Raw genomic sequence first — 16,436 nt, 5'->3', positions numbered from 1 at the left:
CTTAATTAAAAGGAGGGAAAACTATTGAAAATTGGATTTGTCGGGGCTGGCGTTGTAGGAACAAGCCTCGCTTTTTTGTTATCCCAAAATGGTATTAATATTTCAGGTTTTTTAAGCAGGAGTTTAGAATCAGCCAAAAAATCAGCTGAATTTACACAATCCAGTGTCTTTTCTTCTTATGAAGAGGTCATCACAAATTCTGATGTAATTATAATAAGCACAAATGACAACAGCATACCAGAAGTAGTAAATAATTTAAGTCAGTACAAGGAAATACTTAAAGAAAAAACTTTTGCTCATTTAAGTGGAGCTTTAAATTTAGAAGTTTTAAACCCTCTTAAAGATGAAAATAATTTTATCATGGTATTGCATCCTATACAAACGTGTCCCTCTGTATCATCAGCTTTAGAACTTCTCCCAAAATCCTATTTCACTTTAGAAGGAGATGAAAAAGCAGTTGAAATTGGAAAAGAAATTGTAAATAAAATATCAGGTAAATACATAGTTTTAAACAATATAGTAAGACCCCTTTATCATGCTGCTTGTGTTGTAGCCTCAAATTACCTTGTAGCTCTTTCAAAATTTAGTTTGCTTCTTCTAAAAGAATCAGGTTTTCCTTTTGAAAATTATCCTGATGCCTTAATCCCCTTAATGGAGGGAACTTTAAAAAATATAAAAGAAAAAGGCACAACTGATGCATTGACAGGTCCTATAGCAAGAGGGGATGTAAACACTGTAAATCTTCATCTTGAAAATATAAAAGATCCAAGTCTTGAAGAGCTTTATAAAAGTTTGGGTAAATTAACTCTTGAGATTGCTTATGAAAAAGGAAGTTTTAACAATGAAAAATATTTTGAATTGGAGGGTATATTAAATGGAGGAAAAAGTAACAACTCTCACACTAAAGAAATTTAAGAAAGAAGGAAGAAAGATTGTAGCTTTAACTGCTTATGAGTTCCCCACAGCTAAAATCCTCGATAATTGCGGAATTGACATGATTTTAGTAGGAGATTCCCTTGGAATGGTGGTTTTAGGATACCAAAGCACAATACCTGTCACAATGGAGGACATGATACATCACACAAAAGCCGTTTCAAGGGCAGTAAATCGTGCCTTTGTAGTTGCCGACATGCCTTTTATGTCATATCACATATCAAAAGAACAGACTATGGCAAATGCTGCAAGGCTTATTGCAGAAGGCGGAGCTCACGCCGTAAAGTTGGAGGGCGGAGAAGAAATAGCTTCCATAGTCAAAACCATAGTAGATGCAGGAATACCGGTGGTAGGCCATCTCGGACTTACTCCTCAATCAGTACATCAATTGGGAGGATATAAAGTCCAAGGCAAAGAAAAAGAAAAAGCCAAAAAAATTTTTAACGATGCAAAAGTATTAGAACAAGCCGGCATATGTGCCCTGGTGCTTGAGAGTATCCCAATGGAGCTTGCAAAAGACATTGCAGAAAATATTTCAGTTCCAACTATTGGAATAGGAGCAGGTCCTTACTGCGATGGCCAAATCCTCGTCACCCATGACATGTTAGGTATAACACAAGGTCATAGGCCTAAATTTGTAAAACAATACGCAGATATTGAAAAAATAATGATAGAGGGCATAAATGCCTACATTAAAGAAGTACAACAAGGTTTATTTCCAGATGAAGAACATTCTTTTACTTTAGAAAAGAGGGAGAATAAATGATAGTAACAGATAAAATTAGTGATGTAAGAAATATAATTAAAGAACAAAAATTGTCAGGTAAAAAAATTGGACTTGTACCTACAATGGGATATTTGCACGAAGGCCATTTGTCCCTCGTAAGAATTGCAAAAAAGCATTCAAATTTTGTATCTGTAAGCATATTTGTAAATCCAATTCAATTCGGACCTAATGAAGACTTTGATAGATATCCTCGAGACCTGGAAAGGGATTTAAAACTTCTTGAAAAAGAAGGCTGTGACCTTGTTTTTGCTCCTTTTGTAGAGGAAATGTATCCTTCTGAACTTCTCACAACAGTAAATGTAGATAAAATTACTGATAAACTTTGTGGAGCTTTCAGGGCCGGTCATTTTAAAGGCGTCACAACAGTTGTAGCAAAATTATTTAACATTTTCACCCCAGACATCGCAGTTTTCGGACAAAAAGACGCCCAACAAGTTGCAGTAATAAAGAAAATGGTGGAAGACTTAAATTTCCCTGTAGAAATAATAAAAGCGCCTATTGTAAGAGAAGTTGATGGTTTAGCAATGAGTTCAAGAAATGTCTATCTAAATCCTGAAGAAAGAAAAGCAGCTTTAATACTTTCGAAATCTTTAAAAGAAGCTGAAAAATTACTTCTAAATGGCGAAAGAAATGCTAATACTATAATAAAAAAAGTAAATGAGGTCTTAAACTCAGAGCCTTTATGCAAAGTACAATATGTCTCCTGCGTTCATCCTGATACATTAGAAGACTTAACTTATATAAAAGATAAAGCACTTATTGCAATAGCTTGCTTTATTGGGACAACAAGGCTTATAGATAATCTATTGTGGGGGGAAAATATATAATGCAAAGGTTTATGATGAAATCTAAAATACACAGAGCAATTGTAACAGAGTCCAACTTAAACTACCAGGGTTCTATAACAATTGATAAAAATTTAATGGAACTTGCTGATATACTTCCAAATGAAAAAGTTCAAGTTTTAAACATCAACAACGGTGCACGATTTGACACTTACGCAATAGAAGGCGAAAGAGGCTCAGGTACAATATGCATAAACGGCGCAGCAGCAAGATTATGTCAGGTAGGCGATATAATCATCATAATATCGTATGCAATAATGGAGGATGAGGAAGCCAAAAATTATAAGCCTAAAGTAATATTTGTAGATGAAAACAATAAACCAGTAAATATGTAAAAAATCAAGGCACCTACTTTATAGTAAGTGCCTTAATTTGTTTTCTTTTTACTTTTTACATAATTTATCATGCCACCTGCTATGAGTACTTCTCTGTTTCTATCTGAAACCTCAAGATCTACTTCAAAGGTTGTACCTTTTGTTTGGTTTTTCACTGTTATCCTGCCGCCTCTTTTTACTTGTTCTACCGCATTTTCTATCTTTAAAACATCCCCAACCTCAATGTCTTCATAATCTTTTTCATCTACAAAAGTAAGAGGAAGAATTCCACTATTTATAAGGTTTGCTTTGTGTATTCTCGCAAATGACTTTGCTATGACAGCCTTTACTCCCAGTTGAAGTGGAGCCAATGCCGCATGTTCTCGGCTAGAGCCTTGTCCATAGTTGCTTCCACCGACAATTATGCCACCGCCCCATTCAATCGCTCTTTTAGAAAAGTTTTCATCTATTATTTCGAAACAGTGTTTAGCAAGCTCAGGGATATTAGACCTTAAGGGTAACAATTTAGCATTTGAAGGCATTATATGGTCTGTAGTTATATCGTCTCCTACTTTAATTAGCACCTTCTTTTCTATATCAGAAAGAGGTGTATTGAGAGGGAATGGCTTTATATTAGGTCCTTTTATTATCTCCACCTTTTCCCTATCCTCTGGCGGTTTTATAATCATATTATCATTAATTTCAAATTTCTCCACATAAGGTACTTCAGGTGCTTCCCCTAACTCTCTCGGATCTATTAAATACCCTGTCAAAGCTGCAGCAGCAGCAACTTCAGGGCTTACGAGATAAACTGACGCTGACTTGGTACCACTTCTGCCGTAAAAGTTTCTATTAAAGGTTCTAATCGAAATTGCATCTGTTGCGGGAGCTTGACCCATGCCAATACAAGGTCCACAAGCACTTTCGAGTATTCTTGCACCTGCCGATATCAGGTCTGAAAGTGCACCATTTTTTGCAAGCATGTTAAGAACTTGTCTTGAACCAGGAGCAATTACAAGGCTTACATGTTCTTGAATAACCTTGCCTCTCAATATGGAAGCAACTTTCATTAAATCAGCATAAGAGGAATTTGTACATGACCCTATAGCAACTTGGTCAACTTTTGGCCTTCCTGCGTCTTTAACTTTTACAACATTATCAGGGCTATGAGGGAGTGCTACTAATGGTTCCAGTTCATCAAGGTTTATTTCAATGACCTCATCGTATTCTGCATCTTCATCGGCAGCCAAAGGCACAAATGCATCTTCTCTCCCTTGGGCTTTTAAAAATTCATAAGTCCTTTCATCTGAGGGAAAAATTGAAGTAGTAGCTCCTAACTCTGCTCCCATATTGGCAATTGTAGCTCTTTCGGGTACTGATAGAGTTTTTACCCCATCCCCTGAATATTCAAAAATCTTTTCAACTCCACCTTTTACAGTAAGTCTTCTTAAAAGCTCCAATATCACATCCTTTGCCGATACCCAAGGTCTAAGTTTCCCAGTAAGCCTTACATTGACAATGGAAGGCATAATAATCCTGTAAGGCTCTCCCGCCATAGCCAAAGCAACATCTAAGCCTCCTGCACCTATAGCTAACATTCCTAACCCACCTGCTGTTGGCGTATGGCTATCAGAACCTAAAAGAGTTTTCCCTGGCCTTCCGAATCTTTCAAGATGCACTTGATGGCAAATGCCATTTCCCGGCCTTGAAAAATATATGCCGTATTTTGCTGCAACAGTCTGGATGTATCTGTGGTCATCTGCGTTTTCAGAACCTTGCTGCAATGTATTGTGGTCAATATAAGCAACTGAAAGCTCAGTTTTTACTCTGTCTATCCCAAGAGCTTCTAATTGTAGGTACGCCATGGTACCAGTGGAGTCTTGAGTCAAAGTTTGGTCAATTTTAATGGCTATTTCTTGACCTTTTCTCATTTCTCCTTCGACAAGGTGAGAAGATAGTATTTTCTGTGTAAGATTCATTGCCTTCACTCCTGTAACATAATTTTATATAGCCTTTTCTCTGTTTTTGATAACATCCTCATAAAGGTACATGAGCTCTTTATCAAAAAGCGGCCTCTTAAGCTGTATAGCTAATTTTCTGACATGAGGCAAAAGTTGATTTGCTTCTTCTTCTGTTAAAACTCTGCCGTATTCTTTAAATTTATTTATAAGAGCCGCAGTGCCAGAATGCTTGCCTATCACAATCTGCCTTTCAAGGCCTACTTCATCAGGGTTAAATATTTCATATGTGTGAGGATTTTTAAGGGCACCATCTACATGAATACCTGACTCATGGGCAAAGACATTTGTTCCAACTATAGCTTTCCATGCTGGTAGCTGTCTTCCTGAGGCCAAAGCAACGTATTCAGAAATTTCCCTAAATCTAGTTGTATCTATTCCTAAATCTATTTTGTATACGTGCTTTAATGCCATTACAATCTCTTCTAAAGCAGCATTTCCGGCTCTTTCGCCAAGGCCGTTTACTGTAACTCCTATAAACTTTGCCCCTGCTTTCATACCTGCAAGAGCATTGGCAGTAGCCATCCCAAAGTCATTATGAGTATGCATTTCAATATCAATGTCAACAGCTTCTTTTATTGCCTTGACCATATCATATGTTTTAAAAGGATCTAAAAATCCTACAGTGTCGCAAAATCTCAAACGATCAGCTCCTGCTTGTTTTGCGCATTTTGCAAATTCAATAAGAAAATCCATATCCGTACGAGAAGCATCTTCTGCGTTGACAGAAACATATACACCTTCTTTTTTGGCAAACCTAACTGCTTCTGTCATATTGTCCAAAACCCATTGCCTTGACTTCTTAAGTTTGTGCTCAATGTGAATATCAGAAGTAGACACAGAAATTGCAACAGCATCAACGCCGCATTCCAAAGATTCCTGAACGTCTTTTACAACTGCTCTATTCCATGCCATTATACTGGCTTTTAACCCAAGCTTTGCAATTTTTGCAACTGTTTCCTTTTCATCCCCCCCCATTGTGGGAATGCCTACTTCTAATTGATCTATTCCAATTTCATCTAACATTTGCGCAATTCTGACTTTTTCGTTATTTGCAAATACAACACCAGCAGTTTGCTCTCCGTCCCTCAAAGTAGTGTCTACAATATGGACCGGTTTGCCTTTTTTAAAAGTCATTTCACTTCCCCCTTCAAAAACTCTTTATAACATATTTTATATGTAACCCCTTATAAAGTCAATAGTATTTTGCAATTTTGTATTATAAAAATTGCAAAACCCGAACTAAAATTACTTTTGGTTCGGGTTTGTTAAATAGTATTGATTAATCGCTGAATGTGTATTGCAATATATCCTATTTCTTCCTCAGGCACTTTCTTTCCTAACGTATCTTCTATTACTTTTGCTACTTGTATTGATATATTATAAGCTTTTTTGAATTTTTTCTTTATAGAGGCTAAAAGTTCATTTACCACAGGTGAATTTTTTTCTAATCTATCAATAGCAAAACGCAAGTGAGTTACAAGCCTTAGATAATCAATCGAATCCCTGTCAATATGTTTCCCTAGGTGGTTTTCAATTGTTGACACTAATTGAGATACCAATCTAGTATTTTTTAAAGTGTTTGATAAACCAGCATTTTCTAAAGCAGCATGCAAGTGAAGAGCTATAAAGCCTGCTTCATCCTCAGGAAGTGAAATGTTAAGTCTTTGATTTATCAATTCCAGCGCTTTTAATGCAATATTATAATCATCTTTATACAAAGCTTTTATTTCTATATTAAAAGGGTTTTTTATTTCTATTCCCATATTTATTCTTTCAATCGCAAAGGCAATGTGATCAGCAAGTGCAATGTGTATATGCTCATTAAGTTTTTTGCTTTTTATTCTTTCTGCCATCGCTATTATTTCTTCTGCAATCCCTATTACATCTCCTCTTATCTTTTCCATTAACTCAGAAAATTTAATCTTATTAACATCCTCTTGTACATAAAATATTTTCTCTAATTTATCTTCTTCAATAATATCACCCGGTCTTTTGCCAAATCCTATACCTTTTCCCACAACTATGCATTCCACATTTTTATCATCCTTTGCCATACACACGTTATTGTTAAGAACTTTTATTACCCGATGCATAATCAATACCTCACTTTTTACTTGAGGTATACTCTCATAACCTTTGTGTTTCCAGCTTTTACTTCCTCACCATCAGGTTCTTTTACAATTTTATCCACTATATCCATATTAGTAATAATAATTGGAGATGTCAATGGGTGTTCTTTTTTAACCAATTCCATATCAAATTTTATCAACTTATCTCCTACTTTGACTTTTTCACCTTCGGAAACAAAACTTTCAAATCCATTTCCTTTCATTTCTACTGTATCCATCCCAATATGAATTAGTACCTCCAAACCTTCTTCTGTTTTTATTCCCAAAGCATGTTTTGTAGGGAATAATTGTATAATAGTGCCATTAACCGGTGAATATACTATACCTTCTTTAGGTTCTAATGCCACTCCATCTCCTACCATTTTTTGAGAAAACACAGGGTCTGGGACATCTTCAATTTTTAATAATCTGCCATTAATAGGAGAATATATATCTACGTATTTTTTCTTTTTAAATATGTTAAACATGTATACCATCCCTTTCTGTATTTTTTATAATATCTTATTATACCCATATATTTCAAACTTCTTAAAATAATTTTGATGGCGGCCAGTTTACGGCCGCCTAAAACATTTTCACCTTAAATTTTACCTCCTGCTTTTTTCATGTGTTTTTTCATTTCTTGTGCAATCAAATCAGCTTTTGTACCAACAATTACTTGCAATGCATTTTTGCCCATTCTCATAACACCTGTTGCTCCTAATTTTTTAAGTTTATCATCGTCTATTATTGTATCGTCTTTCACAGTCAAGCGCAACCTTGTTATGCAAGCCTCCAAAGACTGGATGTTTTCTGCTCCACCCAATACTTCTACGTATTGTGCAGCAATATCACCAAGTTCTGATTTTGACATGTCTGCATATTGGTCAACAGCTTCTTCTTCTAATCTGCCAGGAGTTGGCAGGTTGAATTTCACTATTATATAGTAGAAAATTACATAGTATATTGCACCATAAATTATACCTATTAGAAGGAGCAAAAGAGGTTTTGTAGCTATACCATAGCTTAAGATATAGTCAATGAGACCAGCTGAAAAGCCAAAGCCATCCTTTATACCAAGAACATAAGTTATAGCAAGAGATAAACCTGTTAAAAGAGCGTGTATTACATAAAGTACTGGCGCCAAGAACATAAATGAAAATTCAATAGGCTCTGTAATACCTGTTAGAAATGCTGTAAGAGCTGCACTTATTAACACACCAGACACAGCTTTTCTTTGGTTTGGCTTTGCTGCCGCCAACATAGCCAGTGCTGCTGCTGGAAGCCCAAACATCATAATAGGATAAAACCCTGCCATAAATGTTCCTGCTGTTGGGTCGCCTGCAAAGAATCTGTTTAAATCCCCAGTTACAACTTTGCCAGCTGCTGTTTTAAAAGTACCAAATACAAACCAGACAAGACTGTTTATAACGTGATGAAGTCCAAAAGGAATCAAAAGCCTATTGAGTACACCATATACAAATACTCCAAGTGCTCCCGCTCCAATTATCCATTCACCTACAGCATATATGCCCTTCTGTATTGGAGGCCATACATATCCCATTGCAAAAGCTAACACAATTGCCGCGAAAGCTGTTACAATAGGCACAAATCTTTTTCCACCAAAGAAGCCTAAGAAATCAGGAAGTTTAATATCATGATACTTGTTATACAGATAACCGGCTATGATACCCATTAAAATACCGCCTAAAACTCCCATGTTGATATCTTTGTTTATAGTTGTCGCACCTTTTGTCAGTACAAAATAGCCAACTGCTGCGGCAAGAGCTGCTACACCATCTCCATCAGCAAAACCTATTGCAATACCTATAGCAAAGATGAGAGGTAAATTGTCAAATACCGCTGCACCTGCTTGCATAATAAAAGGAATGTTGAAAACATCAGGTGCGCCAAGCCTCAAAAGCAACGCAGCTGCAGGTAACACAGCAACTGGAAGCATTAAGGCTTTACCAAGTTTTTGAACACTTGCTAACCACTTCATATAAAAACCTCCTTATTTTTATTTTTCAGGCATTTAAACAAAAAGAGCCGGCAAGGTAATAACACCTTGACCGGCTCATGCCTGCTTTTGCAGTAACACGCCGTAATTTAGTATTCGTTTACGAATATTATATAATCTATTTTGCAGTTTGTCAATAACTAATTATTGATAATTTCACATATATCTTTAAATCGCACCCTCGTTTTTCATTGAATTATTTGAAAAATAATTTATAATTAAAGTTAAGGAATAATAAAAATATATTTAAATTGGAGGTTTCTGATAATGCCATTGCCAAAAGAAGATAAGGTATATACTTATGGTGACCTTTTGATGTGGCCAGAGGAAGAAAGAATTGAATTAATTAATGGACAGCCTTTTATGATGACACCTCCATCGAGAATTCACCAAGAAATTTCAAGAGAACTATTAACTGCTTTTTCTGTATATCTGAAAGATAAAAGTTGTAGAGTATACAGTGCACCTTTTGGTGTAAGGTTTCCTTCTGGCAATGAAAAAAGTGATAAAGAAATAAAGACTATCGTTGAACCGGATATAGTGGTCGTATGTGACGAATCAAAGTTAGATGATGAAGGATGTAAAGGAGCTCCTGACTTAATTGTAGAAATTGTATCACCATCTACTGCAAGAAAAGATAAGGTAGAAAAATTTAATCTATACGAAAAAGCGGGAGTAAAGGAATATTGGATAGTCGAACCTGAGCAAAAAGTCGTTATGGTGTTTATCCTTGAAGATGGACGTTACAGAATAGTTAAAACCTACTCAGAAGATGATAGCATAAAAGTGAGTATCTTCGATGACCTCACTATAAATTTAAAAGACATATTCAAAAGAGTGTAAAAAGGCCTATGGTGAATTCATCATAGGCCTTTTTTTATAACCATAATTACTTATTCAAAGAATATGCCATTCTCCTATAAGTATGCCTTACTCCTCTTATAGCAATAGAAAGTGCCATTATGTTTTCAGGAAGTGCCACTCCTGCATATCCTGCATCTCCTATATGCTGTATGTCTGCTCCCGCCATTTTTGATTGAACCCCGATAAATTCTATTGTGCTTTTTTGTGAGCCTTCTTGTGAGGTGCCAATTGTAGTCATTGCTAATGCCCCTTCTTCATGTATTGAATCTATCTGTCTTTTTGCAAGATTTAAATCAATTCCTGGAACAGTACCAGGCGCTGGTATCAAAATACAGTCGGCACCTGCTTTTACAAAATCTTTTAAAATTTTGTCTTCATATATGTTTCCTGAACCAGCACCGTGCATTTTTCCGGCAATGATCATCATATTTTCGCCCAAAATCTCTTTTGCTAATTCTATTCCTTTTATTATCGTGCCTACACTTACCCCTGTATTGGGATTCCCAGTTATAACGATATAATCAAATCCGTATTCTTTAGCTTTTAAAAGATTTTCTTTATTTAATTTTCGTCCCTCTACATATTCTACTCCTTCAGGAACAGGCTCTATATTTACACCTATAAACCTTCCAACAATTTTTTTAACTCTCTTGATGTAGTCAAAATCTTCTGCGTTTTTGGAGGCTATTTCGACTATTTTTTGTAATTCAGAAGGCCCAGCTGAAAAGTTTATTCCTGCATCATCTATACCAAAAATAAATGGTTTTTGAAAATCAAAAAAATTCAACGTAATCATATCACTGCCAAAAGCCGCTGCAAGCTCCATGTTTGATACTCCATAAACCAGCGGTGGAACTGTTACAATAGTCTCTGCCATTACCGTCCTTCCTTCGGAAGTTTTGATTGTTTCAATGAGTGTATTTTTGTCCATTCTCTCAATGTCTTTCATTGTAAGCTCAAAAATCCTTTTCATAAAAATCCTCCTCTCTCAAAATTAAAAGCTGGCAAGGTAATAGCTACCTTACCAGCTCATGCCGTAACCCGTCGCACGCTGTTTAACTAAATTATATACCATGAAGTAGTGTATGTCAATTATTACAACTGCATCACTATACTTGTAATTTTCTGCATATTAGCTTTTTGATTTTCTGCATATTCAACTTGTTCTTTTATGTGTTCAAGATTTTTTAAATTATTTTCATCTACTACATTTATCTCTGCAAGAAGCTGCTCAGATGAGGCAAGTAATTCTTCTACCTGTGCTGATATATTTTGTGATGCTGACATTACGTTTTTCATGGCTTGTAGCGTTTGACTAGAACTTACGGCTGTTTCTTCTGCTGCAACAGAAATTTCACTAATAATATCAGCGACTTTGTCAAACCCTTCTTTTGTCTGCTCAAATATATCTAATACTTTATTTACCTCCTGAGATGCTTTTGTAGAATTATCAATGTTTTTGATGACATTATCCACAGTATTTCTTGTAAATTGGGTAAGAGATTCTATTATTTCTCCTATTCTTTCTACACTTTCTGTCGATTGCGCTGCAAGTTTTCTTATTTCCTCTGCTACAACCGCAAATCCTCTTCCATTTTCTCCAGCCCTTGCTGCTTCAATTGCCGCATTAAGTGCCAAAAGATTCGTCTGTTCAGCTATATCTGATATTGAATAAAGAATATCTTTTATACCACCCATTCTTTTATCTAGCTCATTTAGTTGTTTTGAAGTATTTTTGGAGTTTTCCAAGCTCTCTTGTAAAGACTCAATTAATGATTTAACTTCTTCTCCTTGCCTGTTTGCATTTTCTTCTATTTCTTTGATTTTCATCATTGCTTCATTCATATCTCTCATAAGTTTATCGGAGACTTGTGACAAATTTTCATTAGTCTCTGAAACTTTAGTAATAGACTCAGCAACTTCATTTATATTTTCCGAAATTATGTTAATTCCATTTACTAAATCCTCTAAACCTTGTTTTGAAGAAGTTATGTTCATAGTATTTTCTTCTGATTTGTTTCTTATGTTTACCGCATAATTCATGACTTCTTCTGATTGCTTTTCTGCATTTATAATTTCAGAATTAATAAGTTTCGCATATTTCCTTAATTTTCTTATTATTATCGCTGCATAAATTAAAATTATCAATAGTATTACAATACTCATTCCTAGTGATATGTAAAAATTTCTTTTATTATTTTCTATCATTTGATTAAAATAGGGTAAAAAGCCCTGGGAATATGTAGAACTAAAATCATTCAAAGCACTTTGTATATGATTCAAATAATAAGTAATAGTTACTACTTTGTCGCTATCATTAACAGAGTCATACTTTTCGGGTAATTCATTTACTGCTTTCTTTAGGTTCTGAATACCTTCTTTAATTAGCAATAAATTTTTATTAAGTGAGTCGTAATTCTTGGTATTTTTATAGTCATCTAAGCTATTTTGGATATTAGCAATGTAGGTCTCCATCGAACTAATTGGAACTCCAACGGAAAAATTTGTCGCATTGCCATTCATATAGTCATTTAAAGTTTGTTGAATATTGCCACTTAATACCGCAATTTGAACTTGGGCATTTGACACGTTAATGACTTGATTTACCACATATTTTCTTAATTTTTCAATGTTGTTAATAGTATTTATAAGTCCTAAATTCACAATCACCGAAAGTATAACTGTTAAAATACCTATAATTACAAAAGATCGCACAACCTGAGCTCGAATAGTTTTTCCCATTTGCACTTCTCCCCTCTAGATAAAATAAAAAATTCCATATTTATTTATCGGTTTAAATCAGCAAAACTTAATAGAAATAAGCGGTTCTTCTTACAAAACACTAAAAAGAACCGCTTTTTTGTTACTCAAATATTAATGTTGGCCTTTCCACAGGCTCATCAGAGAGAAGAATATACTTTTTAATTTCATTTAAAGCCCATTCAGCTTTACCCTCATCATTAGCATATATTGTAGCAATAGGCTCACCTTTTCTAACTATATCTCCAACTTTTCCACCTAACATTATACCGACTGCTAAATCTATTTTGTCTTCTTTTTTCTCTCTTCCCGCTCCTAACTTCATCGCTACAAGGCCTAAATCTAAAGCCATCAGGTCTTTTATATATACATCCCTGTCGGCAATCCAAGGTCTTATATACTTAGCCTGTGGTAAAAGTGATAAATCGTCAACTACTCTTTCATCTCCACCTTGAGCCTTTATAAATTCTTTAAATTTTTGTAGGGCTTTTCCGCTATCAAGTGCTTCTTTTAGTTTTGCCCTCGCCTCTTTGTCGTCTTTTGCAACACCTGCAATTTGAAGCATATCAGAACCAAGTAGCATACATACTTCCAATAAATCTTTAGAACCATGACCTTTCAATACTTGAACAGCTTCTACTATCTCAAGTGCATTTCCTATCGCAAGCCCTAACGGATAATCCATATTTGTAACGTGGGCTACAGTCTTTCTCCCTACAGAATTTCCTATATCCACCATCAACTTAGCAAGGGCTTTGGCACTTTCTAAGTCTTTCATGAAAGCTCCTCTTCCAACTTTTACATCTAATACTATTCCATCCGCTCCTGCAGCAATCTTTTTACTCATTATAGAGCTCGCTATAAGCGGAATAGAATCTACTGTCGCAGTAACATCCCTTAATGCATATAACTTTTTATCTGCAGGAGTGAGATTTTTAGTCTGCCCAATCACAGCAATACCGTATTTATTTACGTTGTCAATAAACTCTTCTTCGCTGAGTTCTACTCTCATTCCTGGTATTGACTCCAGTTTGTCTATCGTTCCACCAGTATGCCCTAAACCTCTTCCTGACATTTTGGCAACAGGAGCTCCACAGGCTGCTACCATAGGAGCAAGTACTAATGTGGTAGTATCAGCTACACCACCGGTTGAGTGTTTATCCACTTTGATTCCTTTAATCGCTGATAAATCCATCACATCGCCAGAATAAGCCATAGCCATAGTAAGATTGGCAGTCTCTTCTGGTGTCATTCCCCTAAAATATATGGCCATTGCTAAAGCGCTCATCTGATAATCAGGAATATAATCTTTTGTGTAAGAAGAGATTATAAAATCAATCTCTTCTTTTGTAAGAACTCCACCATCTCTCTTTTTCATTATAAGGTCATACATTCGCATAAATTATCCCCCCACTCATAAAGGTAATTCCTTCAAGAAAGATGTGCCATGTTTTGTAGGTCCAACTTTAAATATCTCGGCTATTGTAGCTGCAACGTCTGAATAAGTACTTCTCACTCCAAGATTTATTCCATGTTTCATTGAAGGACTATAAACTAATAGTGGTACATACTCCCTTGAATGATCAGTACTTGGTGTAGTAGGGTCACACCCATGGTCAGCAGTTATAATTAGTAAATCTTCCTTTGTAAGTTTTCCCATTATCTCAGGAAGTCTGTTATCAAAATGTGTTAGAGCTTTTGCATATCCTTCAACATCATTTCTATGGCCATACAACATATCAAAATCAACTAAATTTGTAAAAATCAAGCCATTTTTAATTTCATCCATCGCTTTTATAGTAGCTGTAATGCCCTCGTCATTGTTTGTCGTATGGTTTTTTTCAGTAATTCCCTGTCCAGCGAAAATATCCTCAATCTTTCCTATAGCAAAAACCTCATATCCAGCTTCTTTTAACATATCTAATATAGTAGGCTCAAAAGGCTTTAACGAAAAATCTCTCCTATTTCCTGTTCTCACAAAATTTCCAGGAGTACCGGTAAAAGGCCTTGCAATGACTCTTCCCACCGCATGGTCTCCTTTTAGTATTTCCCTGGCAATTTCACAAATTCTATAAAGCTCTTCAAGAGGTATGACATCCTCATGGGCTGCTACTTGAAATACGCTATCAGCAGAAGTATAAACTATAGGATATCCTGTTTTTACATGTTCTTCTCCCAATTCTTTTATTATTTCAGTTCCTGAAGCAGGCTTATTTCCCAAAACTTTTCTCCCAATCCTCTTCTCAAACTCTTTGATAATTTCCTCAGGGAAACCATGGGGATAAGTAGGGAAAGGCTTTTCAGTAATAAGTCCTGCTATCTCCCAATGGCCTGTTGTAGTATCTTTGCCTGCTGATTTTTCAGCCATTTTGCCATATCCGCCAACAGCATTCGGGTTTTCAGGAACGCTTTTTAAAGGTATAATATTTCCCAAACCTAATTTTCCCATATTAGGAAGTTCAATACCTGTTTTTTCTGTGACGTGACCTAAAGTATTAGAACCCTCATCTCCAAATTTATATGCGTCTGGCAATTCTCCTACTCCGACGCTATCTAAAACTATTAGTATGACTCTTTTGAACATTTTACCACCTCTTCTATGAACTTGTGTACGTATTATTCCCCATTATTCCCTTAAATCTTTTGAGGTAAAAGCACCTGGCAATAAGTCTTTAACAGTAACAACAGCGTAATCGCCTTTCATATTGCTGAGTATCACGACCATGTCTTCTCCACCAAGTTCCATCATTACCTGCCTACAAGCACCACAAGGAGAGACAGGACCTTCAGTGTCAGCAACAACAGCAATTGCCTTTAATTTCCTTTCTCCATTTGCATAAGCATTAAAGAGAGCTGTTCTTTCTGCACAATTTGTAAGACCATAAGAAGCATTTTCAATATTGCAGCCTTGATAAGTTTTGCCATTTTCAGTAAGAACACAAGCACCTACTTTAAAATGGGAATAAGGCACATAAGCCCTTTCCCTCGCCTCTTTTGCTAAATCTATAAGCTTCTCATAATCTTTATATTCCATCTTATGCACCTACTTTCATAATGTCCTTTTGCGTATAATATAGAAATCAAATTTAGATGCGTTAAAATAGTTAGAAGAATAAAGGATTGGCATGTTGTTTTCATCGTAATGGACTTGCTCTAAAAGAAGTATTGAATCATTTTTATCCATCATAAGTTTTTTCTCAACTACAGGGTCATGTTTTATGACTCTTATATTGGAAACTGCATAAGTTATTGTTATAGAATGCTCACTTTCAAGATAAGCAAACACAGATTGCTCAAATCCCGTAAAAGATTCCCCTACAATATTTTGAGGCAATCTATCTATACAGTAAACAACAGGCACATCATCAGCTGTCCTTACCCTTTCTACTTTATATATGATATCTCCTGGCTTTAATCTAAGATGATTTGCCTCATTTTCTGTAACAGGAAGTTTGTATACGGTAAAATCTTTTGTACCAGGCACCATTCCTTGTCTTTCAATTAAAGTGGTAACACTAAATAACTCTTCCAAGCCACTCTTTATAAGTGGTTTTCTCCTTACAAAAGTTCCTACCCCTTGCTGTTTCACTATAAGTCCTTCATCTTCTAAAATTCTCATTGCTTCCCTTAAAGTAGCTCGACTAATGCCAAATTGTTTGGCAAGCTGTGATTCAGAAGGGAGCTTGCTCCCTTCCTTCCACTGCCCTGTCTTTATCAATTCTTCCATTTTCCTTAAGGCGAGCTCATACAGCGGTTTTTTCTCAGGTAACAACATCGACATAAA

The 16,436-nt window shown here is 35.6% G+C and carries 16 protein-coding genes; 5 read left to right on the top strand and 11 right to left on the bottom strand.

Annotation, left to right across the window (positions count from 1 at the left end; genetic code table 11):
- The first annotated feature begins 24 nt into the window (after positions 1–24).
- Genes EB239_RS04955 through panD form a run of 4 tightly spaced genes read left to right on the top strand, consistent with a single transcriptional unit; the run spans position 25 to position 2,900 of the window.
- Positions 25–915 carry a Rossmann-like and DUF2520 domain-containing protein gene (locus tag EB239_RS04955; RefSeq protein WP_003869259.1) on the top strand — a complete coding sequence of 297 codons (891 nt, stop codon included), beginning with the start codon at positions 25–27 and terminating at the stop codon, positions 913–915.
- Entirely contained in the window at positions 875–1,699 is an 825-nt protein-coding gene (gene panB / locus EB239_RS04950; protein ID WP_003869258.1) for a 3-methyl-2-oxobutanoate hydroxymethyltransferase, read from the top strand. The genes EB239_RS04955 and panB overlap by 41 nt, the downstream gene beginning before the upstream one ends.
- A complete protein-coding gene (gene panC, locus EB239_RS04945) occupies positions 1,696–2,547 on the top strand; it encodes a pantoate--beta-alanine ligase (RefSeq protein WP_003869257.1) in 852 nt (283 codons plus the stop codon). The genes panB and panC overlap by 4 nt, the downstream gene beginning before the upstream one ends.
- Complete coding sequence (gene panD, locus EB239_RS04940; RefSeq protein WP_003869256.1) at positions 2,547–2,900, top strand: aspartate 1-decarboxylase; 354 nt, start codon at positions 2,547–2,549, stop codon at positions 2,898–2,900. The genes panC and panD overlap by 1 nt, the downstream gene beginning before the upstream one ends.
- A 32-nt stretch (positions 2,901–2,932) precedes the next feature.
- Here panD and EB239_RS04935 read toward each other — a convergent pair whose 3' ends face one another.
- The 5 genes from EB239_RS04935 to nagE all read right to left on the bottom strand — a co-directional run bounded on the left by EB239_RS04935 (position 2,933) and on the right by nagE (position 9,010).
- Positions 2,933–4,858 (bottom strand): aconitate hydratase, encoded by a 1,926-nt coding sequence (locus tag EB239_RS04935; protein WP_003869255.1) that lies wholly within the window; start codon positions 4,856–4,858, stop codon positions 2,933–2,935.
- A gap of 24 nt (positions 4,859–4,882) precedes the next feature.
- Positions 4,883–6,034, bottom strand: coding sequence for a homocitrate synthase (nifV, locus tag EB239_RS04930; protein WP_003869254.1), 1,152 nt, complete (start codon positions 6,032–6,034; stop codon positions 4,883–4,885).
- 131 nt (positions 6,035–6,165) lie between these two features.
- Positions 6,166–6,993, bottom strand: a complete 828-nt coding sequence (gene glcT, locus EB239_RS04925) for a glucose PTS transporter transcription antiterminator GlcT (RefSeq protein ID WP_003869253.1) — start codon at positions 6,991–6,993, stop codon at positions 6,166–6,168.
- Between the two features lie 17 nt (positions 6,994–7,010).
- Positions 7,011–7,496 carry a PTS sugar transporter subunit IIA gene (locus tag EB239_RS04920; protein ID WP_003869252.1) on the bottom strand — a complete coding sequence of 162 codons (486 nt, stop codon included), beginning with the start codon at positions 7,494–7,496 and terminating at the stop codon, positions 7,011–7,013.
- Between the two features lie 113 nt (positions 7,497–7,609).
- Positions 7,610–9,010, bottom strand: coding sequence for an N-acetylglucosamine-specific PTS transporter subunit IIBC (gene nagE / locus EB239_RS04915; protein ID WP_003869251.1), 1,401 nt, complete (start codon positions 9,008–9,010; stop codon positions 7,610–7,612).
- 285 nt (positions 9,011–9,295) lie between these two features.
- Between nagE and EB239_RS04910 the strand changes: the two genes are divergently transcribed.
- Entirely contained in the window at positions 9,296–9,871 is a 576-nt protein-coding gene (locus EB239_RS04910; RefSeq protein WP_003869250.1) for a Uma2 family endonuclease, read from the top strand.
- Positions 9,872–9,917: 46 nt separating this feature from the next.
- Here EB239_RS04910 and EB239_RS04905 read toward each other — a convergent pair whose 3' ends face one another.
- From EB239_RS04905 to EB239_RS04880, 6 genes are all read right to left on the bottom strand, one after another.
- Complete coding sequence (locus EB239_RS04905; protein WP_003869249.1) at positions 9,918–10,865, bottom strand: DUF7916 family protein; 948 nt, start codon at positions 10,863–10,865, stop codon at positions 9,918–9,920.
- A gap of 122 nt (positions 10,866–10,987) precedes the next feature.
- Positions 10,988–12,634: a methyl-accepting chemotaxis protein gene (locus EB239_RS04900; protein ID WP_003869248.1), complete on the bottom strand. Its 1,647-nt coding sequence runs from the start codon at positions 12,632–12,634 to the stop codon at positions 10,988–10,990.
- Positions 12,635–12,755: 121 nt separating this feature from the next.
- Positions 12,756–14,051 (bottom strand): pyrimidine-nucleoside phosphorylase, encoded by a 1,296-nt coding sequence (locus tag EB239_RS04895; RefSeq protein ID WP_003869247.1) that lies wholly within the window; start codon positions 14,049–14,051, stop codon positions 12,756–12,758.
- 15 nt (positions 14,052–14,066) lie between these two features.
- Positions 14,067–15,236, bottom strand: a complete 1,170-nt coding sequence (locus tag EB239_RS04890; RefSeq protein WP_003869246.1) for a phosphopentomutase — start codon at positions 15,234–15,236, stop codon at positions 14,067–14,069.
- 42 nt (positions 15,237–15,278) lie between these two features.
- Positions 15,279–15,686, bottom strand: coding sequence for a cytidine deaminase (locus tag EB239_RS04885; protein ID WP_003869245.1), 408 nt, complete (start codon positions 15,684–15,686; stop codon positions 15,279–15,281).
- Positions 15,687–15,701: 15 nt separating this feature from the next.
- On the bottom strand, positions 15,702–16,427 hold the full coding sequence (locus tag EB239_RS04880; protein ID WP_003869244.1) for a GntR family transcriptional regulator: 726 nt from the start codon (positions 16,425–16,427) through the stop codon (positions 15,702–15,704).
- Positions 16,428–16,436 lie beyond the last annotated feature (9 nt).

The organism is Thermoanaerobacter ethanolicus JW 200 (assembly GCF_003722315.1).
Classification (GTDB): domain Bacteria; phylum Bacillota; class Thermoanaerobacteria; order Thermoanaerobacterales; family Thermoanaerobacteraceae; genus Thermoanaerobacter; species Thermoanaerobacter ethanolicus.
The sequence above is the reverse complement of the archived record's forward strand: the minus strand, read 5'-3'. Positions and strand labels throughout refer to the sequence as shown.